The sequence below is a fragment of the Chryseobacterium indologenes genome (assembly GCA_016025055.1).
GTDB lineage: Bacteria > Bacteroidota > Bacteroidia > Flavobacteriales > Weeksellaceae > Chryseobacterium > Chryseobacterium indologenes.
Genome location: CP065590.1, coordinates 2,661,802 through 2,687,497, shown reverse-complemented (window position 1 = coordinate 2,687,497; position 25,696 = coordinate 2,661,802). Strand labels below are relative to the sequence as shown.

Here is a 25,696-nt window from a genome sequence, read left to right as displayed (position 1 = left end):
CTTGTCTGTCAAGGTGGTCTTTGTACTGGTAAAACGGTTTTCTATAATAAAGCCACTGCATTGCGGTGGCTTCATTTTTATTCATAGAGATAGGTATACCTCCATATTAGTAATACGTTTTTATCTACTAATTTTTTGTACTAACAACAAATGAAGAATCACCAATTATTTTAAAATTTAATTCTTCTCGAAGACTGCCATCAACATTATAAGTACTATGATGTCCAAATTTCAATAAACTTTTTGATACTTCTTTAGGATCAGTATTTTTAGTATATCTATAAGGGCCTTTATACGCATATTTTCCATTATCATACGTAAGAATTTGTGTTCCATAAAAATATTTACCCTTTGAACTATCTATTACGGTATAGTGATTATCAAAATCATAAAAATATATTGTATCTATAAATTGATCTTGTTTAAAATTTAATTTCATCATTAACTTCCCATCTCTCGCATAATCATAAATAGTTGTGATGTCTCCTTTAGTTTTATAAACATATTTCAACTTATTTTCTGGTCCTAATATTTTTATTGTTTTCACTTTTTCATTGCAGCTTAAAAAAAGTATTAAGCATATTATTCCTATTTTTCTCATTTTTTTAACATTTGATGAAGTAAACTGTCAGCTGCATAATTAACTCTTCCATTGTAATAATTATAATCATTATTAACTCTGCGAATTAAAGAATCATATTGTTTTCCTGACATATTATTTACATTAATAATTTTAGTTCCAACTCCAAAACCAGTAATATTATTTTTATTATCTCTATATGGGAATATATCGACTGATTGAACACCATAATAACTAAATGTATCTAATTCTACAGCTACATCATAGGGGGAATAAAATCCATTCCCATTTGGAAGTGAACTCAGAGACATAATATCAATCGCTGTTTGATAATGATCTGGTTTTAAATTTACAACTTTAAATGCTCTCCCATAACCATTTATAATATACTCAAACATATTATTAAAATCTATTCTATCACCAGGTCTAAGCTTATTCAAAGTTTCTTTATCCGGATCATTTGATCCTCCTGAAAAACTAAAGAATGTTTCCGTTGTAGTTCTTATTTGACTTGCTATATAAGAAGAGAATACGCCAATAGATTCATAGGGGGAAACAATTGAAACATAAGGATCTATAGCTACCGCAGGACCAACTTCTATGCTTCCTTTTTTACTGCTACCAACTAACCCCAAAAAACGGCCGATTCTATTCCATATGCTCCTATTTTTCTTAGGTCGAGGAGTTGGATCAGCACCAGATATTAAAGATGAAAAAGCATCTCTTGCATAACTTCCTTCATATACAGTTCCATAATCATTCTCATAGAATCCGCCACCTCCAGGTGCTAAAGTTTCTCCATAATCTATATTACCGTATGATCCTCTTCCCAACCAATTGGGGTTTGTCCAACCGGAAGTCGCATCAGGACGAGAATCTGACATCATCCTAAATTGGTTCAATGGAGCCATCCCATCAGGATCTATAAAGCTTATAGGATTATTAAAGGCATAATTATAAGGAGAATATCTTCTCATCGTTTCTGCCAACGGATCTATCACGCCCCATCTTCCCAGATCAGGCATATACATCCTCGCTCCAAAATCATACATCCCTATTTCCTGAAGTTCTTTGCCTCCAAATTTATAAGAATGATAGTTAGAGAAAGGTGAAATATTTCCACCTCCTATATGGTTAAGCCCAAATGGATAATAGTTGTTGATGCCGGTAATTTCAGGAGCGCCTGCGCTGTTTCTTGCGAAACTTACCCTCACTGAACTGCGTTCGCAGCCTGCGTAAAAGATTCTCTTTTACTTGTCTGTCAAGATGGTCTTTGTACTGGTAAATATAGCGGTTTTCTTATTGTAAAAAACCACTGCATTTTGCAGTGGTTTTTTTATTAATGGACACGAGCCAGGACGCTCGCGCTAGCCGTGGAAGAGCTAAAATTTTATAAACATTCTATCTGCAGCAAGGGATATACTGTCCCTTTCTTTAAATTCTGAAAATGCTGTTACAACACCCATAACAGAATTTTCTCCTTTTTTTAAAAAAATATTACATCTATAATGATCATTTATTTTTTCACATTTTACAGTTCCTTCTCTTAACTTTTTCCTAGCGATCGTATCAGAAATAACATAATCAAGCTCAACATTATTAATGATATATTCAGAAACAGGAAAGTAAAAGTCAAACTGCCTATTTCCTTTGTTGATAGATTTATTATAAAATTTACTTGCTCGCTTATCAAGAATTCCATTATTATATAATTTTACTTGATTTTCTAATTGTTTATCTAGAAAGATATATTCAATTTCAAACCAATTTTTATTTATCCTGCTTTTAATGTTCCACCATTTCTGTCTAGAATGATTTCGTCGGTCCATTAATCCCTCTATAGTATATTCTGAGTTTTTACCATAAATTTTTACAACAGTGTCACTCAATTTTATCTCTTTAATTTTATAATTCTGCAAATCAGATAACTCTAAAATATTTAACGACTTCTGTTCTGGATTTTTACAAGAAAACATCAATAGTGAAATAAATGCCAATGATGTAATATTTTTTAAATTATTTACCATAATATTTTTTATACCAATTATCTATACCTCTTTTATTTATAATTCTGACAGCTTTATTAAATTTATCTGACTCTTTACTAAAATTTTGATTATAAGGAACATATATTGACGTATCATGAACCTGAGGAAAATAAAGGGCCTCATTAATTAATAAACTATCCGGATCACCTTTAAATATATCTGGTAGAGTTGCAACGCTAATAGCATCAATACCGGCCTGAATTTCATCTGGTCGTACATTTAAAATTTTTGCAGATCTCCCATAACCATTTATAATATACTCAAACATATTATTAAAATCTATTCTATCACCAGGTCTAAGCTTATTCAAAGTTTCTTTATCCGGATCATTTGATCCTCCTGAAAAACTAAAGAATGTTTCCGTTGTAGTTCTTATTTGACTTGCTATATAAGAAGAGAATACGCCAATAGATTCATAGGGGGAAACAATTGGAACATAAGGATCTATAGCTACCGCAGGACCAACTTCTATGCTTCCTTTTTTACTGCTACCAACTAACCCCAAAAAACGGCCGATTCTATTCCATATGCTCCTATTTTTCTTAGGTCGAGGAGTTGGATCAGCACCAGATATTAAAGATGAAAAAGCATCTCTTGCATAACTTCCTTCATATACAGTTCCATAACCAGTTTCATAAACACCTCCACCACCTCCAGGTGCTAAAGTTTCTCCATAATCTATATTACCGTATGATCCTCTTCCCAACCAATTGGGGTTTGTCCAACCGGAAGTCGCATCAGGACGAGAATCTGACATCATCCTAAATTGGTTCAATGGAGCCATCCCATCAGGATCTATAAAGCTTATAGGATTATTAAAGGCATAATTATAAGGAGAATATCTTCTCATCGTTTCTGCCAACGGATCTATCACGCCCCACCTTCCCAGATCAGGCATATACATTCTGGCTCCAAAGTCATACATCCCTGTTTCCTGAAGTTCTTTGCCTCCAAATTTATAGGAATGATAATTGGAGAATGAAGACATATTTCCTCCTCCGATATGGTTAAGCCCAAATGGATAATAGTTGTTTGTTCCGGTAATTTCAGGAGCGCCTGCGCTGTTTCTGGCGAAACTTACCCTTACATTGCCTAAATGGTCTTTGTACTGGTAAATATAACGGTTTTCCGTGAAACTGTAAAAGCCTTCTGCGGTAGGGATAAAATTCAATGTCCATTTTGGCCCGCCGGGGATAATAGGGCCGATCACTTTTCTGTAGGCCTGTTCTTCATACGCACTTTCAGTTTTACAGGTACGGCATCCTTGTCCGTCATCTATATTGGTATACTGAAAGCCATCCAGGTAATCTGTGGTCTCCGTTCTGGGCAGCCCCATATAAGCCTGTTGAACGGTTGTTTTTCTAAGTTTTGTTCCGTCTGCTCTATAGATGTGATCAATATTTGTGGTAGACACTTTTCCTGCCGAATTGGTCAAGGAAATGGAAGTTTGATTAGGCAGACTGAGAAAATTATATCCGATCGTCTGAATCCCCTTATCCTTCATATTGATCATGTTTCCGTTCTGGTCGTAATCAATCAGATTGTTTCCGCCTTCATATCCGGTGTCGTTCAATGCATTTTCAATGACTTTGTCCAGGCGGTTTCCGGTGTATTGGTATACGAGGTCATCTACCTGGGTGGCGGTGGTTCCTGTTACCGGGAAAGCATTCCTTTTCAGGGTCTTGATATTTCCGTTCAGATCATAGGTCGCATATTCGTTATAATAATTGTTATACGGGTTGGTCGTATTCGGTTCTGTATACACGGCATCCTTTAACCTGTTTAAAGCATCATAGGTGTAAGAATACCTTTTCAACACCCCATCTGAAGCAGACTTCCAGTCGATTTCCGAGATGTTTCCGTTGCTCTTTCCCGGAGCAATATTGGTATAGGCCGGGTTCTGGTATTTCAGTTCATACCCAAACAACTTATTTCCCAATGCTGCCGGATCATTAATTTTCGTAAGAGCCCCACGGATGTCATACTGATAATCCATACTCTCCAGGCCATTTCCAACTTTTTTATTGGTAATCTGTGACAACTCATTATAGGTATTTTCTGCAAGAATTTCCACAGGTTGGGGCCCTACCTGGTGACGATGTCTCAGCACTCTGTTTTGGTTGTCATAATCAAAACTTTGGGCAATGACCATTTCTTTATCACCACTTAGTCTTCTATGATATACTTTAGACTGTTGGGTAACGCCTGCAAAGTCCAGTTCGGTTTCTGTTTTGGTGTATCCGCCCAGATGGTTAATGGCATAGGTGCTGATCAACCTTCCTTTCCCATCATAATACGCATAATTTTTCGTCCAGTTGTCATCCTCAATATTTTTCACAAGACTAAGCGTAGGCATTGCCTTCGTATTGACAGGAGCATTCCCTGTATCGGAAATAACAGGTTTTCCAAACACTGAAGATGGAAAAGGCGGATTAAAGCTATAGGCAGGATAAGTATCATAATAATTGACCGATAACAGCTTTACCCACCCCACTGTAGGATAGGTACTATTGGGATCATAATACACATCCATCCCTTCTCTGTTAAAGAAAACCGATGAGGTTCTGGTGACATTATTACTTCCGAAGATATTAGCATACGCCTGCTCTGAACTTCTTCCTCCACCTGAATTTATCCCGGTAAATGTTACTCTTCCGAACTTATCATATTTGGTGTACAACCATTGTCCTTTTTCCCTCAAGTTGGCATCCTGAGTGGCCACCAGTCTGTCCTGCCCGTCATAGATCATATATTCCCAGCCTTTTCCGGGAACTTTTTTCTCTACCAACCTTCCCAGTCCGTCATAGCGATACTGGTAACAGAGATTATCTAATGTGGCCTGATCAGGAGCGGTACCTGTTACTGCCATCGGAGGAATGACATAGACCAGTTGTCCGTATTCATTATAGAGGTAGTATGTATCTACATTCTGTGCCCCATCATTTTTTCTAACGAGGATGGTTTCTCCTTTTCCGTTTTTAAATTCTGTACCGGTATTCCCGTCAGGATCGGTTACCGTATTTTTCCCCAATTGATTGGCAGGGTAAAAAACAGGCCCGGAAATAGCAGTTTCCGTCCTGCCATCCACCCATGTCGTGGTTAGTGTATATTTTCTGACTTCATTATCAATATTGGTTCCATAGCCTATATTAACAGGTCTCTGGGACCATATATTTCCTGCCGGTACCACCTGGCTGACGCGCCCGGCAAAGAGGGCATCATATTTTTTTTCGGTGTAGATTTTTTTCATTGCCATATCCTGCCGAAGGAGCATTGGCTAATGGATTGGAGTAAAGCGCTCCGTTCTGACTTCCGTTCTGAGGAACCGGAAAATAGTTTTTAGCCTGTCTTCCCTGGGCATCGTATTCCACAGGCAGTACCACATCTCTTCCCAGAGGCGTCGCTTTGATGGCTACCGACTGGATGGGTCTTCCCAATCCATCAAAATACTGTACAGATTCTGACTTTTTATTACAGTCTCCATCCATACAGGTTTTGCTGTAGACATAGTTCTCATTCGTGCTGAGGTTTGTTTGTGCAAAAACAGGAGTCAATGAAAAGAGAAGAATGAAGAGTGAAAAATTTCTTTTCATCCTTGATTTTCCGGTTTTCCTGATTAATTTTTCATTATGTGTGTTCATGTGTTCAGTTTTAATTTTGAGGTTTTGATGCTTGATACCAACATACTGATAAGCTCATTGATGTATTGGCTTGATTCTTCAAAACGCATGGTATCGATATACTGGGTACGATGCAGAAGTTCAAGCCAATAGGAAGTTTCATTAGCTTCCTTCAATGAAATAGACAGCTTGCTGATAAAGTCCGCCTTGCTTTGGGCAAACTCTGCTTCCCGGATTAATGCACCAACCGCTGTTCCGCTTCGAAGCAACTGTTTTGACATAACATATTCTTTGGATTCTGTCAATCTTTTGTATTGCTCAATGATATGAATACTGAAAGTAAAGCTCTTATCTTTCAACACATTTTTACTTTTCATTTTTAATTCTTCACTCATCATTCACTAGTGTTTGTAGTTATATTGATTTTCCTGCAGGATCTTTCCTTCAGAGTCCTTTACTTTAACTAATCTTCCTGCCGTATCATACACATTGGTCGTTCTGATTCCGTTGGCCGATATAGTGTTGGTTACTCCTATCAGAGGATCATAGGTGGAAGTCGTAATGCTGTAGTCCTTCAGAGCAGGATCTTGTCTTAAAGTTTCCAGTGCCTGAAGCAATGCCGATTCGTTCGCCGGGTTATTATTATCAGCATCTGATGCGGTGATGGCAGCGGTAACACTGGATAAAGAAGCGATCTGAGCATAAGAAGCCCCTGCAATCACGACAATAGGAACAGTCTGGTTATAGCCCCAGATGGTGGTACTTGGAATTCCGTTTTTTCCGGTGGCCTGTACCAGGTTTCCTTTACTGTCGTACACATCAAGGGTCGAAGTTGTCACCGGAGCCTGGGTTTGCCTGTTATAGCCAATAACAGCGCTTGGATATAAATGGGACCCGTTATCGAATTGTGTTTCGGATTTCCCGATTGTTTTTCCGTTTTCTTTTACTTCTGATTCAAGTAAAACACCCGTCATATTGGCTTCCAGTAATCGGGTTTGATTTTTATCCTGAGCATATTTGTAGAACGTTTCGGTTACGGTTCCGTCAGGAGCTGTACTCTTAGAACTCGAAGGTTTGAAATTATCTGCTCTCACATTATTTTCCCCTGAACTTTGCAGGAAAGAAGATGCGGTACCGGAAGGATATGCTACAGAACTCGTTTTGGTCTGGCTGGTAAATGCCGGCTTGGAAAATCCTTTATCATTTCCTATCACATAGACATTATCATCTATATCGGTGAAAGTATAATTATATTCATCCTTAGTCAGCAGCTGATTACTATCACTATAGATTTCTTTTTTTCAACCAACCCTGAATTAACGATGTTATTATAAGGCCAAAAATAAAGCGTTTTTCCGTCCTTTGTATAGGAATATGATGGATAGTCTTTTTGAAGTTTAAAATAGTACTTCGTGTAACCTTTTCCTGAATCTTCAGTAACCTTAACATTTCTGTACATTACATTATTTATTTGAAACTCCCCACTTGAAGCATTAGGTATCGAAAAATGATCGTAATTATAAGAAACCGACTGGACAGGTACAGTATTTCCCACACCTGCATATCGTTTCATGGATCTGAGCCTATGGCTACCAGCAGAGGTCCTGCTTTTGTAAGGTCCGGGTACAGTTACTAGTTCTGAAACAAAAACACCTCCTTTACCACCAACAGAAGGAACATTAAGGATAAGAGTATATTGACCCGGATAATTATAAAATTTAGTTTTTATAAAGTCCTGATTCGTAGCTATGATTTCTGTCCCTCTTTTTAAGGTATATGTTATCCATTGATCTTTTGGCAGAGGCTTCGGAGGAATAGGTAGTCCGGTTCTTGGATCAATAATTTCAGGGTTATCAATATAATAATCAATCCCTCCGGTAAGCCAGAATGCTTTTTTCTTTGCAGCATCTCCTGATATGGTAAAATTATAGGTCAAAGATTGGTTGGTATCCATATCTAGGTAGGGATACTCTTTAATATATTGAGCACATGGATCCAAAATACCATTAAAATCACCATCCAAAGACGCCAGATAGGCTGTAGAATTCCTGTCACGATAGACTTCACCTGTCTCATAAACATATTCAGTCACTCCTTTAGCCGGATGAGTTATTTTGTTAAGTATACCGGCGGGATGTACCAAATCACCTCCACCGCAAGATGATCCCTGAAAGTAAGTATAATCTAAGGGGTTATATTGAAAAGATGTTTCTTCGACAAGTGTTTGTCCATCCATCTTTTTTACTCTTTCAAGTTGTCTCCTCTTCTTTTTACTGTCAATGGTACCTAAAGGAAGCGGATAGGAATACTCAAATACATATTCTGAGTTCTTACTGTATTTGTTATTCAAAACAATTTTTTTAATACTGAATGGATCGTTTAACGTTTTTTGGAGTGTTTCATCGTAATCGTACACCATTTCTATATTTCCGAAAGCTGTATTTATTTTCTCCAACTGACATGTTTTATAAAGCAATGCCCCATTTTTATCAGTTTTTGTTTCTTTTTTATACGAAAATCCAGATAATTCCACTCCGTTAGCATCTGTAATCCGGGTTAAGTAAAAAGCCGATTTATATTCTGTACCCCAAAGCCCTTTTTCATTATAATAACTATCATATACAACTGCTGTAGAGTAATCATTAAACGAGTAAATATTTCCCTGATCATCTGTAATGGTAAATGAATCAACTATCAAAGTTGCCGTATTATTTTGTTTTGTGTAAGCTATCTTAACATGATTCAATGGGCTAAGATCAATAATCTTAAAGGTATTCTGCTGAATATCTCTCTCTATCTTAAACTTTCCCGATAAACCAGGAACGTTGTAATAGTATTCGTCATCGAATACATTTTTTTCATAATTAGGATTATTTTGACTCTGGAATAGTTCATCTACCATTATCCCATTGATCTGTCTTGAAATAACCCCTCCTTTAGACAAAAACCATCCTGCTCCCACCTCACCTATAGGGTCGTCTTGAGGGCCTCCTGTAGCATCATAACTTAATTGCAGACTTATTCCCGAGCCTCCATATCCCGGGAGACTTAATAATGGTACTGAAATTTCTGGTATTCCCACCGCAATTGATGGGGGATTATCCGTGAAGGAAGCAAGAGATGATAAAGAAGGAACTGGATTTCGGTTATCCCCAAAATTGACTCCCTGAAAGTTATTAAGCTGTCCCATAGCAGTTCCGCACCATAAGGCCAGAACCACTGCATAAAAATAATTCTTCTTCATATTGGTTATTGTTTGATAAGCTTAGCGTTAGCTGTTTTATTGTTATCCGTTTTTATTACCACCAGATAGGCTCCCTGAACTAAAGCCTGTGTGTTGATTTTGGTCACTTTATTTTTTGTTTTCAAACTCTGAAGCTGTCTTCCGCTCATATCGTACAACACAATCTCAGCTTCTTTGAAATCAAAGCCAATTTCTACGTACGCATAGTCTGAAACAGGATTCGGATAGATTTTAATATCATATTTTGGAATCAGCTGGTCTATCTGTTTGTCGCCCAGTTTTACGATCTTCCAGTTTTCCTTTCCTAATTCTGTGGCACTGGTTCCGGCAAGGATTATAGAGCCGTCTCTGTTCAGTTTCAAGTCTGAAAGTCTTTCTTCTTTTTGTCGCGATTCTCCGCTCACATGCTTTCTCCACTGTTCATTGCCGTTTCCGTCCAGATAGAGCATCCAAAACGTTTCATCGTCTTTTTGAACTCTTCCTTCCGCCTGGGTATAACCACCAAGTAAAATTCCTGTGGTAACATCTTGATTCTTGGATCTTGATTCTTGGCTCTTCATCATCACATTCATTCCCATCAGGATATCCCGGTTTTTGAAATTGTAGGATCTTTGCCACTCTTCATCACCTCTTTCGTTTACAGCAATCAACCATAGATCTGTGCCTTCTTCGATACCTACGGATTTGTTTCCTGACCTTTCGGATCTGGATTCTCCACCGATAACAAAACCTGTAGCAGTAAGAGCCAGTGTTCTGATATGGTCATCTCCTTTGCCGCCGAAATCCTTTTCCCATTCTACTTTTCCGTTTTTATCGAGCTTTACAATCCAGTAGTCACCTTCCCCGAAATTGCTGCTGGATTTTGAGTAACGGGATTCTGAATTTGGGGTTTTATTATTCAGATCTGAAGTGGTAGACCTTGTATCACGAACCTCAGAACTCCTAGAATATATTCCCAGTAACGCTCCTCCATCCCTGGTCGGAATCATCTTCTCAACTTCATCCAGACCTTTTCCCCCTACAATCAATTGTGACAATTCTTTTCCGTCTTTGTCCAATCGGGTGATCAGGACATCTTTGGAGCCATATCCTTTTGATGAATTTTGTACATTTCCGGCTACAAAAAATCCTAAATCGGTAGTCTGAATAACTGCCCTGGCTTCTTCATCAGAAGAGCTCCCCAACGTTTTCTGCCATAATTCATCTCCGAATTCATTGATTCGGATCAGCCAGATATCCGAGCCACCCTTAGAATCGTCTTTTTGCCCAATCCTTTCCCGGAATAAGAAGTTCCGGCCAACAGAAAACCACCATCCTGAGTAGTTACTGTAGAGGATAGATAATCATGATTTGATCCTGAAAAATATTTTTCCCAAGCCTGCTCTCCCTGTTGGTTGAGTTTGACTACATGGAAATCGTAACCGTTATTCTGTTGTTTTCCAGCCTCCGGCTTCGTGCTTGCTGACCGGATAGAACTGCCTGTGATAAGATATTGCTGGTCAATTGTTGTAGTGACCTGGCTGAGAAAATCCTGAGTGGAAGACCTGATGTCTTTCTGCCAGAGAACTTCCTGGGCAGACACCCGTAAGAATGCGCATACGACAGATGCGCCGAGATAAATTTTTTTCATATGCATTATTTTTTGAAAAATAGGATTAAATACAATTTTAAACAATGATCTACTGTGTATTTTTATTGTAATTTTTATATGCAATAGTTTACAATAACCGGGATTACTTTTCAGAAAGTCCAGAAACTATTTTTAGCATAAGGTTTACACAATTATTTTTTAGGCTAAGTAAGCCGGAAAACACATCCCGCGAGGAATATCTTCAAGTATTTTTTCATTTGTGTCTTATTTTTGAGATACATTCAATTATTAATTTTCCGCAAATTTACTTTTTTTACAGTAAAAAGCATACTGACAAATCTCACAATCAACAGCTTACTGCTTATTATTAAATTCTTGGTCCAAAATACTCCTTAAAAACGACAAAACTTGACGTAATAAAAAAGGGGTAACTCTAAAGAATTACCCCCTCAAACATTAACTGTTTGTTGAACTGAATTATGATGTTTTATTTCCAGCCGCCTCCCAAACCTTTGTAAATATCGACTACGGTACTTAGTTGTTTTTGTTTGGCTTCTATAAGATCCATTTTAGCATCCAGAGCATCTCTTTGATTCAACAGAACTTCAAGATAGTCTGCTCTGGAGTTTCGAACAATTGGTTGGCAATATCAATGGATTGATCCAGCGCTTTTGTTTCCTGAGATTTTAACTGATAATACTGATCAATGTTTTTAATTTTTGACATCAGATTGGCCACATCCAGATAAGCATTCAAAATAGTCTTGTCATACTCGTACAATGCCTGAACCTGCTTTGCATCCGCAGTTTGGAAATTGGCTTTGATGGCACTTTTATTGATCAACGGGCCCGCCAGCTCTCCTACCAGATTATATGCAATAGATTCCGGCATTTTTACCAGATAGGAAGGTTTAAAAGCTTCCAGTCCTAATGTTGCTGAAATTTCCAGAGACGGATAAAATTCTTTTCTGGCCGCCTGAACATCCAGTTTTGACGCTTTTAATTCCAGCTCTGCCTGTTTGATATCGGGGCGGTTTGCAAGAAGCTGTGAAGGAATTCCCGTATAAATCGTCTGCGGAATGGTTGACATGAAATTCTCCTTTGCCCTGATAATCGGTTGCGGATATCTTCCCAGTAAGGCATTGATTTCATTTTCCTTCTCCGTAATCTGCTGGCGGATGGTATATTCTGTCGCTTTTGACTTAGCCAGTTCAGCTTCAAATTTCTTTACCGCAAGCTCTGTCGCTGCTGCCGCCTCCTTCTGAATTTTGGAAATCTCCAGTGCTTTCTGCTGAAGCTTGATATACTGTTGTATTATATCCAGTTGGTTATCCAGTGCCAATAATTCGTAGTAGTCATCAGCTACTTCTTCAATAAGGTTAGATAACACAAAGTTTTTTCCTTCCACTGTGGAAAGATAATGAGCTACTGCTGATTCTTTTTCATTTCTGAGTTTTTTCCAGATATCAATTTCCCAGTTGGCCATTAAGCCACCTTCAAAATTCCCTAAAGGATCAGGAATAGGTTTCCCCGGTTCCATTTCTGTGCTCGCATCTCCTGCCCCTTCACTGGTATAGCGGCCTGCTTTTTTCAATCCTGCTCCTACAGCAGCAGAAACAGTGGGACTTAATTTTCCTTTTTTGGCTAATACACCACTTTTGGCAATTTCAATTTCCTGAAGGGTAATCAAGAGGTCCTGATTATTCTTTAATGCCGTTTCAATGAGACTTACCAGGTTCGGATCTGTGAAAAACTGTCTCCACGGTGTTGTCCCGCTGTTGTTATTAGCATCCTGTTGTTCTTCCTGATTAAAATTTTGAGGTATCGTTTCTTTTACTTCATCTTTTATGACTGTTGCCATCGGCGCTTTACAACTTGCCAGAACAAGCGATAAAGCTAAGGCTATGAATATATTTTTAATCTTCGAATTTTCCATCGTGTTTATAAGGTTCAGTTTGTTCTGTTAAAGGATTTTCTTCTTCATATTTTGCCAGTTTCGATTTCTCTGCTATTGTTCCGAAGATGTAATACAGTCCCGGAATAATCATCAGACCGAAAATGGTTCCGATCAGCATTCCTCCTGCCGCCGCTGTTCCAATGGTACGGTTACCAACAGCACCCGGCCCTGTAGCGACAACTAATGGAATAAGCCCGGCAACAAAGGCAAATGACGTCATCAGGATAGGACGGAAACGAATGGCAGCTCCTTCAATAGCAGCCTTAGCAACAGGTATTCCTTCTTCTGCTTTCTTCTGTACTGCAAATTCTACAATCAATACTGCATTTTTTCCTAAAAGACCGATAAGCATTACCATCGCCACCTGTGCATAGATATTATTTTCCAGTCCTAAGAGTTTTAAGCATAAAAATGCCCCGAAAATACCTACGGGAAGGGATAAAATAACCGGAAGCGGAAGGATAAAACTTTCATATTGTGCCGAAAGAATCAGATAAACAAATCCCAGGCATACAAGAAAAATAAATATGGCCTCGTTTCCACGGCTCACTTCATCTTTAGAGATTCCGGCCCAGTCGATACCAAAGCCTCTCGGAAGCGTTTTATCAGCAACTTCCTGAATAGCTTTAATGGCTTGTCCACTACTGTATCCCGGTGCCGGAGTTCCACTTACCTGAGCTGAATTGTACATATTATGTCTGGTCATTTCAGATAAACCATACACTTTTTCCAGCCTCATAAAATCTGAATAGGGCACCATCTGATCTTTGTCGTTTTTCACATATAATTTTAAAAGATCGGTAGGCAATGCACGGTATTGCGGCCCGGCCTGAACAATAACTTTATAAGGTCTGTCGAAACGGATAAAGCTTGTTTCATAATTGGAGCCTATTAATGTTGACAAATTATCCATGGCTTTGGCAATTGTCACTCCTTTTTGCTCAGCAAGATCATTATCAATCTTCAGCATGTACTGAGGGAAACTCGCAGAATAAAAGGTAAATGCAGATCCAAGCTCCGGACGTTTTTTCAGCTCCTTTACAAAATCACTGCTCACCTGTTCCATTTTATGATAATCACCACTTCCCGCTTTATCCAGTAAACGAAGTTCAAATCCACCGGCAGCTCCATATCCGGGAACGGAAGGCGGTTGGAAAAATTCAATATTGGCTCCCGGAATATTTTTAGCTTTCTCTTCCAGTTTTTCTATAATTTCAGCGGCAGATTCTTTACGTTCCTCCCAACTTTTAAGATTGATCAGACAGGTTCCTGAATTGGATCCGGTACCCTCGGTCAAAATTTCATATCCTGCCAGTGAAGAAACGGACTGTACACCATCAATATCTTCAGATTCTCTCAAAAGTTCTCTTGCAATCTGGTTCGTCCTTTCTAATGTAGATCCGGGAGGAGTCTGGATAATCGCATAAATCATCCCCTGGTCTTCGGCAGGTATAAATCCTGAAGGAAGCGAATTACTAAGGAAAAAAGTACAGGCACAAAATGCCAGCAACAAAGGAAGGGTAATAGTTTTCTTTGTCACTGTTTTATTCAGCATTTTCTCATACTTGCCGGCTCCTTTTGTAAAGAGATTATTGAATTTTTCAAGGAAAACCGTAACCGGAGTTTTCTTTTTAGCTTTTCCGTGATTGTTTTTAAGGATTAAGGCACACAAAGCAGGCGTTAATGTCAAAGCTACCACTCCTGATAAAATAATGGAGGAAGCCATAGTAATTGAGAACTGACGGTAAAATACCCCCACAGGACCGGACATAAATGCAATCGGGATAAATACCGATGCCATCACCAAAGTAATAGCAATGATGGCACCACTAATTTCGTGCATCGCTTCTTCTGTTGCCTTTAGAGGAGAGAGGTTCTTTTCTTCCATCTTGGCATGTACGGCCTCAATAACTACAATCGCGTCATCTACCACCACCCCGATTGCCATTACCAGGGCAAAGAGTGAAATCATGTTCAATGTAATTCCAAAAGCGGACATGACTGCAAAAGTTCCCACTAATGAAACCGGAACTGCCAGCGCCGGAATCAAAGTAGAACGCCAGTCTCCAAGGAATAAGAACACCACGATTGCCACCAGAATAAAGGCTTCAAACAGTGTGTGTATTACCTTTTCCATAGATGCATCAAGGAATCTGGACACGTCGTAACTAATTTCATAGTGCATCCCCTTAGGGAAATTATTTTTTTCCAGGTCCTTCATCAATGCTTTTACATTTTTGATAACATCACTGGCATTAGAACCGTAAGACTGTTTTACTGTGATAGCGGCAGAAGGTTTTCCGTTGAGCGTGGAATAAATGTCATACATTGAACTTCCGAATTCAATATCAGCAACATCCTTCAACCTTACGGATTCACCATCCGGTTTTGCTTTTAAAATAATATTTCCATAATCCTTTTCGTTGTTGAAACGTCCCGGATATTTTAACACATATTCGAACGACTGCGATCTCTTCCCGGAACTTTCACCTGTTTTTCCAGGCGAAGCTTCTAAACTCTGGTCGTTCAGAGCTTCCATCACTTCATCAGCTGAAATACTGTAAGCTGTAAGCCTGTCTGGTTTAAGCCAGATACGCATGGCATATTCACGGGTTCCGAGAATGTCGGCAAAACCTACCCCGCTTACCCTTCTCAATTCGGACATCACGTTGATATCCGCATAGTTGAAAAGGAATTTCTGATCTGCTTTGGGATCATCACTGTACAGGTTAATGTACATCAACATATTCGGTTCTTCACGGGTGATCTTTACCCCTTCACGGACTACCAGTGGCGGCAGTTTATTCACAACTGAAGATACACGGTTCTGAACGTTTACAGCTGCTACGTTGGGATCTGTACCCAAATCAAAAACAATCTGGATGGAGGCTTCACCATCATTTCCGGCATCGGATGTCATATATTTCATACCCGGCACTCCGTTCAGACCTCTTTCCAGAGGGATAACAACAGATTTAATCAAGAGTTCGTTGTTGGCTCCGGGATATTCTGCCGTAATATTTACTTTAGGTGGAGAAATAGAGGGAAATTGTGTTACCGGTAACTTTACCAGTGACAGAACTCCCATAAACACAATAATCAATGAGATTACAATAGACAGAACAGGTCTGCGAATGAATTTTTTAAACATACCTCTACTACTCTGCTTTTAGTTTCAATGACTGAAGAACTTTTTTAGGATCCTGGAATTTTGTTTTCAGTTTCTGATCATCCTTTACTTTCTGTACTCCTTCCAAAAGGATCTGGTCACCTTTTGAAAGTCCTGATCCCACTACATAAAGATCTGGAAGCTCATAAGCGATCTTAATATTTCGTGATCTTGCCGTTCCGTTTTTATCAACAACGAAAACATATTTCTGATCCTGGATTTCATAGGTTGCTTTCTGGGGAATAATTAAAGCATTATGAACCGGCATCGTCATCTGGACTTTACCTGTTTCGCCATTTCTAAGGAGTTTATTGGGATTAGGGAATTTAGCACGGAAAGCAATATTTCCGGTTTCATTGTCGAATTCTCCTTCTATGGTTTGGATAAGTCCTTTTTCAGGGTATACTTCACCATTTGCGGTAATCAATGATACCTGATCTGTGCCTCTGTCGGCAACATGTGTCTGATAGCTCAGATACTCAGGTTCGGAAACATTAAAATACGTATAGATATTGGTATTATCAGATAATGAAGTGAGCAAATCACCTTCATCGACAAGACTTCCCAGTTTAAGGGGAAGTCTGTTGATAATTCCTGAAAACGGAGCTTTAATATCGGTAAACGACAGGTGAATCTGAGCCAGCTTCATTTCTGCATTGGCAGCATCCAGCTTAGCTTTAGCCATTGCTCTTTCATTTTTAGAGACAATATTATTTCCTGCCAAGGTACTGGCATTTTTCAATTCAATAGAAGCCTGCTCCACTTCTGCTTTTGCTTTCAATAGTTCTGCCTGATAGAGTTTGGGCATAATTCTGAACAGTGTCTGGCCGGCATGAACATATTGTCCCTCGTCGACGAATATTTTTTCCAAAAACCCTTTCTCCTGTGCACGTACTTCAATATTTTTCACAGACTGGATCTGAGCTACATATTCTTTATTGATCACCGTATCCATTACCACGGGAACTGTCACAGGGTATACTGTAACCTCTTCCTTTTCTTCTTTTTTCTTGTTGCAGCCAACCATCAATAGGAGAATGCTTAGCGCAATGCCTGAGGCAACTCTTTTTATCATAATTCTAGAGTTTGTATAAATCGTTAATGTTTTGAATAGAAATAAAAATGGTAATAAAGAGGACTACGAAGTGATGACTACCAACATACACAACGCAGTGTTTCCTGCCCGCAAACAGGTAGAAAACAAGAAAAAAGGATTTTAAATTCTTAGGGAACGGATCAGGATAAATCTTTTGGTAGCAAGGCCAAAGACGAAGCCATGAATGTTTTGTCTAAAACGTTTATAGCTTTTTAATCCGAAAATATAAATCAGGTTGAAGACTCCTGCAAATACAGCAATCGTCTGCATTATATCAGATAATTGAAAATCATTCTCCACAAGTTCTAAGGAGGAATTATCAATAGTATCTGCTATTTGCTGAATAGAAAGTTTTTCAAAAGTCTGGTTGAGGCGATTAGCCCTTTTAGGAAGGTGATGAGAAACATGGCCGGAATAATCATTCCGGAGTGTTTTAACATTAAGCCGGCTTTCTACCACAAAAAGCAAAAAAGACTTGTTAAAAAATATATGATATAGTTTCTCATTTTGAAGTTGCAAATGTACACTTACATTATCATACCATCATAGTAGATTAACAAAATTTAACGAATCTTTAAATAAGCTGAATGGAAAAATGTAAGAAAAATTAAACCGTCTTCTTGGTATGATTAAAAAATCCAGATCGTAAAAAATAGTAACAGGCAGCTAAGAAAAAAAAACATATTTCAGCCAATATATTGATAAAAAACCGGGCTGGCCACCCATTTCTTCTTCAGTTTTTATAGAATAAAATTTCTAAACTAATTCCCTATCAAAGAATGACATACCTACAAAAAACTAAATTTTATCATGAATTCAAATAATTCACATACATCTATTGTTATTCTCTGATTTTTGAATTATTTTTGCCGCAAATTACAACAACAAATGAACAACGAAAAAACAACAACTTATCTGATTGAAAATAATCCCATTAAAAAAACAGCACAGCATCTTTCAATCTAAAATCCTTAACAATTATTATTAGTTTTTAGTTTTTCACGAAAAGTGTTTTAAAATGGTCCTTTCATCAGGACCCGATTAAAATACATTGTTAGTTTATGTAAAATTAACATATATTTATTAAAAATATTCGTATTTTTATATAGTATTAACACAATAATTCATGAAACACTTTAAAATCACTTATCACTATGAAAAATTTATTAACACCGATCCTTATCGGATTGGCAGTCCTTTCCTCAACAGCGTGTAAACATCCGAGTAAAGAAGCAGAAAACGTTACGGCAGCCGCTCCTGAAAATACGGATAACATCTCCAAAAATGTATACGTCGACAGCTATGGAGAAAAAATAGAAGTTACGATCAACCAAACTAAAAATACAGCGACCATACATTTAAACGGCAAAACTTATGACCTTAAAAAAAGCGATGCTTTACCGGAATATACCGCTTCAAATGAAGAGTATCAATATTCTGAAATTAAGGGTAATATAACGTTCCTGAAGAAGAATGTAGATATGGTTCTGTTTCACCTTAAACAGGCTAAAAAAGAATCGGATCCTGCAAAAATGGCATCATATTAGCATATATTAAACAAATGTTTAAATTTAAAATTATGAAAAGCTTATATTACTTTTTATCAGCTCTTTTTCTAAGCGTATTTCTTGTTTCCTGTAATACCCAAACTGCGCAGAAGCCTGCAGCAACAGATATCACCGGCAAAACGTGGAAACTTACAGAGCTTAACGGACAGCCTATCCAACTGAAAAACCCTAAAAATAATCCTCATTTCAAACTTGATATGAAAGGAATGAGATATGAAGGGCATGCCGGTTGTAACGGATTAGGCGGTACCTTTGAGATCAAGCAGGACGTGATGAGAATCAAATTCAATCAGGGAATGTCTACGATGATGGCTTGTGAAGACCTTGATATTGAAAATCAGTTTACTAAAGCCCTGCTTTCAGCAGATAACTATTCTGTAAATGGAAATACATTAACTCTGAACAAAGCAAAGATGGCTCCTCTGGCTAAATTTGTCCTTCAATAAAGAAAGATATACAATATAAAAGCCCTGCAATTGCGGGGCTTTTTTTGTGATTAAAATTGTTTTCTTTTGTTGTACTTTATGTAGCATACAAGAAGACTGAGATTCACCAGAACAGCAAATGCATTGGAAAGGATAATGGGTAATTCATCTTTGACAAAACCGTACCACACCCATAATGATAGTCCTGAAATAAGAACCAAAAGCATAAGCAATGAAATATCTTCGACATTTTTCTCCCGGATAACTTTGATAAGCTGGGGAATCATGGAGATGGAAGTCAGTACTCCTGCAATAATACCTAAGAGGTTTTCATTCATAAGCTGTCATCTTTAAAATTATATCATCTTATTATTTTCTTTACACTTCGGTTACTGAAGAAAAGCTTAGATTACTTAAACCTGTCCGATGAAACTTCTTCATGCAACGGAACACCTTCTTCAATACAACGGTACAGGTCTCTTGCAAAGTAACACCCGTTAAGAATTCCCCTTGCTCCAAGGCCATTGAATACGTATAAATTATCATGAGTTTCATGTCTTCCAATAATTGGCCTTCTGTCTTTTACCGTAGGTCTGAAACCGAAATGTACCTCTTTCACGTCAAAATCATACGGATAGATTTCAGAAAGTCCTTTGACCAGTTGGTCAACTGCCGATTCATCAATATGATGATGAAGTTGGTCTCTGTCGTAAGTTCCACCATAAAAATACAGTCCCGTTCCTGTGGGAAATAAGAAATGTTTTTTCTTTATGGTTATGTTTTCGGGAATTGGCTGAGAAAGCCTGACTTTTATGTGATGTCCCTTATTCGGATTTACACTGATTTCAGAAAAGTAGGGATTATCTCTGACACGCATCCCTTCACAGAAAATAATATTTTTAAAATTAAAATCCTTATATATTGCTCGTGCCGGATCCAACTGTGTATATTCAAATTTTTCTCTGATCAAAAAATCATTTTTTTCAAAATAATCGAATAAACCGCTGAAAAATCCATTTACATCAAGTCTGGCAGACTGATTGACCTTTCCTGTCTGAAAGTCGTTTTTTACTCCATTTAAACGCTCAAATTTTTCACTGAGAAAACCTGATAATTCTTCATTCGCTGACTTTTTCAGCCAAAGTTTCTGTTCGTTTTCATCATGAAAAATCCTGTGAATAGGTGCATCTATGAGGTAGTTCTTCCCTGTATATGTCTCTATTTCCCTGAGGCTGTTTTTGAGGAAATCAATTTGCTCCTGTGCTTTCCAGAATGTCGTAAACTTTTTAAGAACAACGGGATTGATAATTCCGGCTGAGACCTGGGAGGCACTTTTTCTGCCTTCAGAAAAAATCACGAATGATTTATTATTTCTGATTAACTGATGGGCAAAGAACAGTCCGGCATATCCATCTCCTACAATAATATAATCTACATTTTTCATATGGAAAATTTCATTTACTTAAAGGTTATATACAATCGCTTACATTACTGATTACCGATTGACAATACATCAAAGGGCAATTTCATCATAAAAAAACCTGAGTAAAAATACTCAGGTTTTGTATAAATATCAAGTGAAATCTAGTAATTCCACATATCATTTTCCATTTCAAGAATCTGCTTTTTGATTCTATCACTTTCATCTATCTGATCATCAGCATCTTTAGGGATATAATCTTTGATTGTACCGTCTCCTAAACCACTGGAAGATTTATAGATCACTGAAGAGAATCTTCTTGCATTGATGATATCATCGAAAGATAAGTCAGCAGAAGAGTTTTTTCTGTTGAAAACATAATTGTTTGCTAAAACATCTCTTGCATTAGGATAGAAAATCCAGAACAGGTCTATAAGTTCATCATTTCCTGCGATGGGTTTACCATCCGGTCCGATAACTCCCTGTACGGCAGGATCAGGCCCCATAGCTGCGATACCAAGAGGTCTGTATTTCATCTGACCGTCTCTTTTATCAACGAACCACATTCCCATAATTTTAAGAACTTTTACTTTATCGGTAGTTGTCTTAAATACGTCTGTATATTCTTTTTTCTCCTTATCCGTTAATTGTCTTCCTGAATTTAAAATGTCGATAGCAGCATCGTTGATTCTAACATTCTCCAATCTTTTCTGAATTCCTTCAGGTGAAAGTTTTACCGTAAAATTTTCATCATCATATACCTGCTCTATTTTACCTGTTAAAGCTGCATCCAGCAATAGCTGATATAAAGATCTTGTAGGAGTGGAAAGAAGGCCGTCCGGATTGTCATAATAGAATGGCTGATTGATCTTATCATTCATGTCAATGATTTCCCAAACAAACATACTTTTAAGGATATCTTTATCTTCAACAAATCCGTATTCAAGAGGCTTTACTGTTTTATCTATAATAGTATCACCAACTTTTTGTTTGTTCTCCTCTCTCATCTTTCTAAACTCTTCCGGAGAAGAAGCGTTCAGAATAGTCTGGGAAAAAGCAAATCCCGAAACTAATACTAAAAGGGTACTAATATATTTTTTCATAATCTATTACAATTTTAGTCCTATTGAACGTTAATTAATATAGGAGTAATATTTTTAATCTGTTGTCCTTCTAAACCTTGAGCAGTTGCTTTAATATCAAAGATTGAAACAACATCTCCACTTCTTAGATTTTTAATTAATCCTGCTGCATCATTTAATGAGTTACCATGAATCAGTAATGCTGCTCTGCCAGGTACTCTTACCATAAACTGAGTTACAGTGAATGAAACCGGGAAGTCGAAGTCAGGAATCGCTGCCTGCACAGACTGATTCGGGATAGAAGTTGCCGGCATCGACAATACATTCTGACCTCTCATCTGACCTTGAGGTGGCGGTACATTCTTAATTCTGTATTCAAATACCTGAGATACTGATTTTCCATAAGGATCTACACCGGATAAGGTCAGCTTCACAGTTGTACCTGTAGAAGGTTTTACAATCCATTTTCCTGGTCCTGTATTTCTTACGCTAGCACCCGGAGCTGATAATGAAAGTTTTGAGTTGTCTGCACCTAAGATTGATCCTGAAACAGGGTTTTCAAGTCCTCTGTACATTACATTCATCTTATCGGCAGAAAGTAGCAATCCTTTTTCAAGTTTAACTTCTCTTGGTCCGGCGATAACATTGTACGTATGAGTCCATGGGAAACTTTGCGGTTTACCTGAAGCATCTGTTAATGTAATAGTACCTCCTAGTTTATGTTCTCCAATTCCAGCACCTGAGATTGGAATAATACCTTTACCATTTTCTTGTCTGCTTACTCCTGAAATGTTGATCTTATTGCTATTAGAATAAGTTCCTAACATTACTTTTATCTCCGCTTGTTTACCCGCCTGAATATCGGTAGGTCCGGAAATAATCGGCTCATAGCTTGTGAATTTAATGCTTGCATCAACTTTTTCCTGAAGTAATAATGCTAATGCATCAGACTGAACATTTCTGGCATCATTTTGGATAATTTCCAGATTAGATATTGCAGCGATAAGCGGCTGATGATAGAATTTATTCTGGAACCAGGTCTTTTCGTTTGGAGATTTTCCTTTAGGATATTCTGCAATCAAAGACTTGTTGGCTCTGTCTACTAAATCTCTAAGCTGTGCATTGTTCCCAAAAGTTGCGTTGATATAATTTCTTACGTCATCGATTTTAGCTTTTAAGTCCAGTGCATTCTTTGAAGGTGAGTTTTCATCTCCTTCGTTAAAGAAGTATTCAGTAGTAGCTTCATTATTATTTAATGCCGCAAAATTTTCGCTTACATCAATATCTTTTCCGGTTTTAGGATCTTTATCATGAAACTCGGATTGTTTTTTTAATAAAACCTTAACATCCTGAGCTGATTTCACGAGTGCATCAATTTTGCTCTTTAATACTTTGTAATCCTCCCAAGGTTTAGCATAAGTATCGGGAACTTGTTGTGCTTTAGCTTCAAGCGTTTTTTCAAAGATCTTTTCGTTTTTCTTCTCCGTTAAAGTTCTGGTTTCATTCAATGCTCTGGTAGAGTCGTAGTATGATCTGATGATTTCTGCATCAATATTGAGGGCCATCATCGCGATGAACACCAGATACATCAGGTTGATCATCTTCTGACGAGGGGTCTGTTTTCCTTGTGCCATTTTCTGTTTTTTGTTTTTTGATTAAGTAGTTAAATTTAGAAATGGTTAGGAATTAAGACTTCATAGCAGTTAGCATACCACCATAAACTCTATTTAAGTTGTTTAGATTAGATGTTAAACCTTGTAGTTCTTGATTGAATTTTTCAGATTGCTCAGCAGATTTTTGCATATCTGCTACATATTTATTGGCAAACTCCGATTGTTTTTTACCGCTTTCCAGCTGCATGGCGTATAAGGCATTCATGCTTTCCATATGCTGAGCTGCTTTATTAAGCTGGTCGTTATATTTATGAGTAGAAGCCGAAACGTCCACCGTTTGGTTAATCTGGTCAACAGAATTTGAGAACTTGTCGATACCTGTTCTTAGTCTTTCAAATAATTGAACGTCTAGTCTAGCATCTTCAAGCATTTTATCTAATTTGTTTGAAAGAGAGTTTTCTAATTCAGCAAACTGAGCACCTGTATTTCTTGTTGTTACGTTAGAATGCAATGGGTTTGGGTTGGCATGTTTATCTAATAATTCAGGATAAACATTTTCCCAGGCATAAGACTCTTCAGTTTTCGGAGGGTCAAATGCAAAAATGATAAAGATAATTGCCTCTGTAATAAGCCCTACTGTAAGAGCTATATTACCGTTAATTGGTCCCAGGGTAATGTGAGTAATTTTAAGCCAAGCTCCAAGAATTACAATTGCAGCACCGAATGAATAGAAGAAATTCATCCAAGCATCTTTAGTCTTAAACATATTGAGTTAGTTTTTTTAATGTTAAATAAAATTGTATTGAAAAATAATTGTTTTGTTATTATCTATTAACTCTTCTTGGCTTAACAGCTGCTTCAGGAATATCCTGTACAGTTCTAAATCCGATATAGCTTCTTGCTGAATCTTTTCTTTCCCAATCTCTTGCCCCTGTCATCAACGCATATCCTATATCTTTCCAAGATCCACCTCTTACAGATTTTTTTACATCCTTTTTATCTTTAGTAGAAGGATTTAATGTAGAAGAGAATCCATATGAAGAATTGTTGTAAGCAGATTCTGTCCACTCAGAAACGTTTCCAGCCATATCAAATAACCCAAATCCATTTTTCTTAAATTTCTTAACTGGAGCTGTATATGTATAAGTACCTTTTTTCTCGTCTTCCATGTAGTTACCTCTCTTAGGTTTGAAGTTGGCTAAGTAGCAACCTCTGTCGTCCATTAAATACGGACCACCCCAAGGATAAGTAGCATTTTGCATTCCACCTCTTGCAGCATATTCCCATTCTGTTTCTGTCGGAAGACGGAACTGCAATGGTCTTTGTTTTTTTCTTTTCAGGCTTTCGTTGTAGTCTGTCTTTAATTTAGATCTGAAGTTACAATAAGCTCTTGCCTGATCCCAGGTTACTCCCACTACAGGGTAGTTTTTGTAAGCCTTGTGCCAGAAGTATTGTTCAAATAATGGCTCATTGTAAGCAAAGTGGAAATCCTTTACCCAAACAGTCGTATCAGGATAAATCGCAATACTTTGACTCTTCAGGTAATTGGCTCCTCTTTCGTTATCCGCAAGTGCAGCATCCATATCTCCCCAACGGTACGTATATTTAAGCTTACTTACATCTAAAATTCTTTCGTTTCCTATTCTGGAAGAAGCAGGTAAATACATAGATTCCAAAACTTCCGCATATTCTACATCCGGGTATTTTGAAGTACTCCAGTGCAATGGGATTTTCCAGTCTAGTCTTTTGCTTGCGTCATAGGTTCCGTCTTCACGGCCGCCCTGACCTTCCATATATTCCTGATAAGGAGTTAAATTTTCTTCTTTTTTAGCAAGGTATGCGTAATCTCCTATAGCTGCACCTCTACGTCCGCCTTCGTCACCACCTTCTCCGGCAGCTTCGGCAAGTAAAGTTCTTGCAATAGAATCTCTTACATAATTGATAAATACCCTGTATTCTGAATTGGTAGTTTCTGCTTCATCCATGAAGAAAGAAGAAACAGTAACTGTCTTCAATGATGCTTTTTCAGGTGTATTTGTTGGATCCTGGTCTGCTAAACCAGCCACAAATGAACCTGCAGGAATCGCCACCATTCCGTATGGTCTTTCCGCAACAAATGATTTAGTTTTTTCTCTTGGTATCAATTCTCCTTTTGTTCCTGGCTTCCCTACAGAAGAGCTGCCACCACCTGAACAAGATACCGATGCTACCGACGCAGACAATAATAAAAGAAATATCCTTTTCATGTTAATTTTTATAATTAAGCCGTAAATATATAATTTTT

The 25,696-nt window shown here is 37.8% G+C and carries 18 protein-coding genes and 3 pseudogenes; 2 read left to right on the top strand and 19 right to left on the bottom strand.

The window, feature by feature from the left end:
* Positions 1 to 127: 127 nt before the first annotated feature.
* From H3Z85_12320 to H3Z85_12260, 13 genes and pseudogenes are all read right to left on the bottom strand, one after another.
* A complete protein-coding gene (locus H3Z85_12320; protein QPQ50305.1) occupies positions 128 to 601 on the bottom strand; it encodes a hypothetical protein in 474 nt (157 codons plus the stop codon).
* Complete coding sequence (locus tag H3Z85_12315) at positions 598 to 1,824, bottom strand: hypothetical protein (protein QPQ53884.1); 1,227 nt, start codon at positions 1,822 to 1,824, stop codon at positions 598 to 600. Before H3Z85_12315 ends, H3Z85_12320 begins: the two co-directional genes overlap by 4 nt.
* Positions 1,825 to 1,962: 138 nt before the next feature.
* Entirely contained in the window at positions 1,963 to 2,607 is a 645-nt protein-coding gene (locus H3Z85_12310) for a hypothetical protein (protein ID QPQ50304.1), read from the bottom strand.
* Positions 2,597 to 5,902 carry an RHS repeat-associated core domain-containing protein gene (locus H3Z85_12305; protein ID QPQ50303.1) on the bottom strand — a complete coding sequence of 1,102 codons (3,306 nt, stop codon included), beginning with the start codon at positions 5,900 to 5,902 and terminating at the stop codon, positions 2,597 to 2,599. The genes H3Z85_12310 and H3Z85_12305 overlap by 11 nt, the downstream gene beginning before the upstream one ends.
* Positions 5,847 to 6,269, bottom strand: coding sequence for a hypothetical protein (locus tag H3Z85_12300; protein ID QPQ50302.1), 423 nt, complete (start codon positions 6,267 to 6,269; stop codon positions 5,847 to 5,849). The genes H3Z85_12305 and H3Z85_12300 overlap by 56 nt, the downstream gene beginning before the upstream one ends.
* Positions 6,266 to 6,625 carry a four helix bundle protein gene (locus tag H3Z85_12295; protein QPQ53883.1) on the bottom strand — a complete coding sequence of 120 codons (360 nt, stop codon included), beginning with the start codon at positions 6,623 to 6,625 and terminating at the stop codon, positions 6,266 to 6,268. The genes H3Z85_12300 and H3Z85_12295 overlap by 4 nt, the downstream gene beginning before the upstream one ends.
* Before the next feature lie 24 nt (positions 6,626 to 6,649).
* Entirely contained in the window at positions 6,650 to 7,462 is an 813-nt protein-coding gene (locus tag H3Z85_12290; protein QPQ50301.1) for a hypothetical protein, read from the bottom strand.
* A gap of 50 nt (positions 7,463 to 7,512) precedes the next feature.
* Positions 7,513 to 9,492 (bottom strand): hypothetical protein, encoded by a 1,980-nt coding sequence (locus H3Z85_12285; protein ID QPQ50300.1) that lies wholly within the window; start codon positions 9,490 to 9,492, stop codon positions 7,513 to 7,515.
* A 5-nt stretch (positions 9,493 to 9,497) separates the two neighbouring features.
* Positions 9,498 to 11,122: pseudogene (locus tag H3Z85_12280) on the bottom strand (T9SS type A sorting domain-containing protein).
* Positions 11,123 to 11,570: 448 nt separating this feature from the next.
* Positions 11,571 to 13,018: pseudogene (locus H3Z85_12275) on the bottom strand (efflux transporter outer membrane subunit).
* A complete protein-coding gene (locus H3Z85_12270) occupies positions 12,999 to 16,190 on the bottom strand; it encodes an efflux RND transporter permease subunit (protein ID QPQ50299.1) in 3,192 nt (1,063 codons plus the stop codon). The pseudogene H3Z85_12275 and the gene H3Z85_12270 overlap by 20 nt, the downstream one beginning before the upstream one ends.
* Before the next feature lie 7 nt (positions 16,191 to 16,197).
* Positions 16,198 to 17,283, bottom strand: coding sequence for an efflux RND transporter periplasmic adaptor subunit (locus tag H3Z85_12265; protein ID QPQ50298.1), 1,086 nt, complete (start codon positions 17,281 to 17,283; stop codon positions 16,198 to 16,200).
* Between the two features lie 141 nt (positions 17,284 to 17,424).
* Positions 17,425 to 17,810 (bottom strand): annotated as a pseudogene (locus H3Z85_12260) (hypothetical protein).
* 648 nt (positions 17,811 to 18,458) lie between these two features.
* Between H3Z85_12260 and H3Z85_12255 the strand changes: the two are divergent.
* Positions 18,459 to 18,851 (top strand): hypothetical protein, encoded by a 393-nt coding sequence (locus H3Z85_12255; protein QPQ50297.1) that lies wholly within the window; start codon positions 18,459 to 18,461, stop codon positions 18,849 to 18,851.
* Positions 18,852 to 18,883: 32 nt separating this feature from the next.
* Positions 18,884 to 19,318, top strand: coding sequence for an META domain-containing protein (locus H3Z85_12250; protein QPQ50296.1), 435 nt, complete (start codon positions 18,884 to 18,886; stop codon positions 19,316 to 19,318).
* Between the two features lie 50 nt (positions 19,319 to 19,368).
* Here the strand turns inward: H3Z85_12250 and H3Z85_12245 are convergent, their stop codons facing one another.
* From H3Z85_12245 to gldK, 6 genes are all read right to left on the bottom strand, one after another.
* A complete protein-coding gene (locus H3Z85_12245) occupies positions 19,369 to 19,635 on the bottom strand; it encodes a SemiSWEET transporter (protein ID QPQ50295.1) in 267 nt (88 codons plus the stop codon).
* A gap of 71 nt (positions 19,636 to 19,706) precedes the next feature.
* Positions 19,707 to 20,741, bottom strand: coding sequence for an FAD-binding oxidoreductase (locus H3Z85_12240; protein QPQ50294.1), 1,035 nt, complete (start codon positions 20,739 to 20,741; stop codon positions 19,707 to 19,709).
* Between the two features lie 140 nt (positions 20,742 to 20,881).
* Positions 20,882 to 21,820 (bottom strand): gliding motility protein GldN, encoded by a 939-nt coding sequence (gldN, locus tag H3Z85_12235; protein ID QPQ50293.1) that lies wholly within the window; start codon positions 21,818 to 21,820, stop codon positions 20,882 to 20,884.
* 20 nt (positions 21,821 to 21,840) lie between these two features.
* Complete coding sequence (locus H3Z85_12230) at positions 21,841 to 23,433, bottom strand: gliding motility protein GldM (GenBank protein ID QPQ50292.1); 1,593 nt, start codon at positions 23,431 to 23,433, stop codon at positions 21,841 to 21,843.
* Positions 23,434 to 23,485: 52 nt separating this feature from the next.
* Positions 23,486 to 24,178 (bottom strand): gliding motility protein GldL, encoded by a 693-nt coding sequence (gene gldL, locus H3Z85_12225; protein ID QPQ50291.1) that lies wholly within the window; start codon positions 24,176 to 24,178, stop codon positions 23,486 to 23,488.
* Between the two features lie 58 nt (positions 24,179 to 24,236).
* Positions 24,237 to 25,658 (bottom strand): gliding motility lipoprotein GldK, encoded by a 1,422-nt coding sequence (gene gldK / locus H3Z85_12220; protein ID QPQ50290.1) that lies wholly within the window; start codon positions 25,656 to 25,658, stop codon positions 24,237 to 24,239.
* Between the last annotated feature and the right edge of the window lie 38 nt (positions 25,659 to 25,696).

Bases quoted from the DNA above. Each gene is read 5' to 3' on its own strand.
- H3Z85_12305 (QPQ50303.1), bottom strand. From the start codon at position 5,902: ATGCTCCTTCGGCAGGATATGGCAATGAAAAAAATCTACACCGAAAAA.
- H3Z85_12230 (QPQ50292.1), bottom strand. From the start codon at position 23,433: ATGGCACAAGGAAAACAGACCCCTCGTCAGAAGATGATCAACCTGATG.
- H3Z85_12240 (QPQ50294.1), bottom strand. From the start codon at position 20,741: ATGAAAAATGTAGATTATATTATTGTAGGAGATGGATATGCCGGACTG.
- H3Z85_12255 (QPQ50297.1), top strand. From the start codon at position 18,459: ATGAAAAATTTATTAACACCGATCCTTATCGGATTGGCAGTCCTTTCC.
- gldK (QPQ50290.1), bottom strand. From the start codon at position 25,658: ATGAAAAGGATATTTCTTTTATTATTGTCTGCGTCGGTAGCATCGGTA.
- H3Z85_12295 (QPQ53883.1), bottom strand. From the start codon at position 6,625: ATGAAAAGTAAAAATGTGTTGAAAGATAAGAGCTTTACTTTCAGTATT.
- H3Z85_12320 (QPQ50305.1), bottom strand. From the start codon at position 601: ATGAGAAAAATAGGAATAATATGCTTAATACTTTTTTTAAGCTGCAAT.
- H3Z85_12285 (QPQ50300.1), bottom strand. From the start codon at position 9,492: ATGAAGAAGAATTATTTTTATGCAGTGGTTCTGGCCTTATGGTGCGGA.
- H3Z85_12300 (QPQ50302.1), bottom strand. From the start codon at position 6,269: ATGAACACACATAATGAAAAATTAATCAGGAAAACCGGAAAATCAAGG.
- gldL (QPQ50291.1), bottom strand. From the start codon at position 24,178: ATGTTTAAGACTAAAGATGCTTGGATGAATTTCTTCTATTCATTCGGT.
- H3Z85_12310 (QPQ50304.1), bottom strand. From the start codon at position 2,607: ATGGTAAATAATTTAAAAAATATTACATCATTGGCATTTATTTCACTA.
- H3Z85_12245 (QPQ50295.1), bottom strand. From the start codon at position 19,635: ATGAATGAAAACCTCTTAGGTATTATTGCAGGAGTACTGACTTCCATC.
- H3Z85_12265 (QPQ50298.1), bottom strand. From the start codon at position 17,283: ATGATAAAAAGAGTTGCCTCAGGCATTGCGCTAAGCATTCTCCTATTG.
- H3Z85_12250 (QPQ50296.1), top strand. From the start codon at position 18,884: ATGAAAAGCTTATATTACTTTTTATCAGCTCTTTTTCTAAGCGTATTT.
- gldN (QPQ50293.1), bottom strand. From the start codon at position 21,820: ATGAAAAAATATATTAGTACCCTTTTAGTATTAGTTTCGGGATTTGCT.
- H3Z85_12270 (QPQ50299.1), bottom strand. From the start codon at position 16,190: ATGTTTAAAAAATTCATTCGCAGACCTGTTCTGTCTATTGTAATCTCA.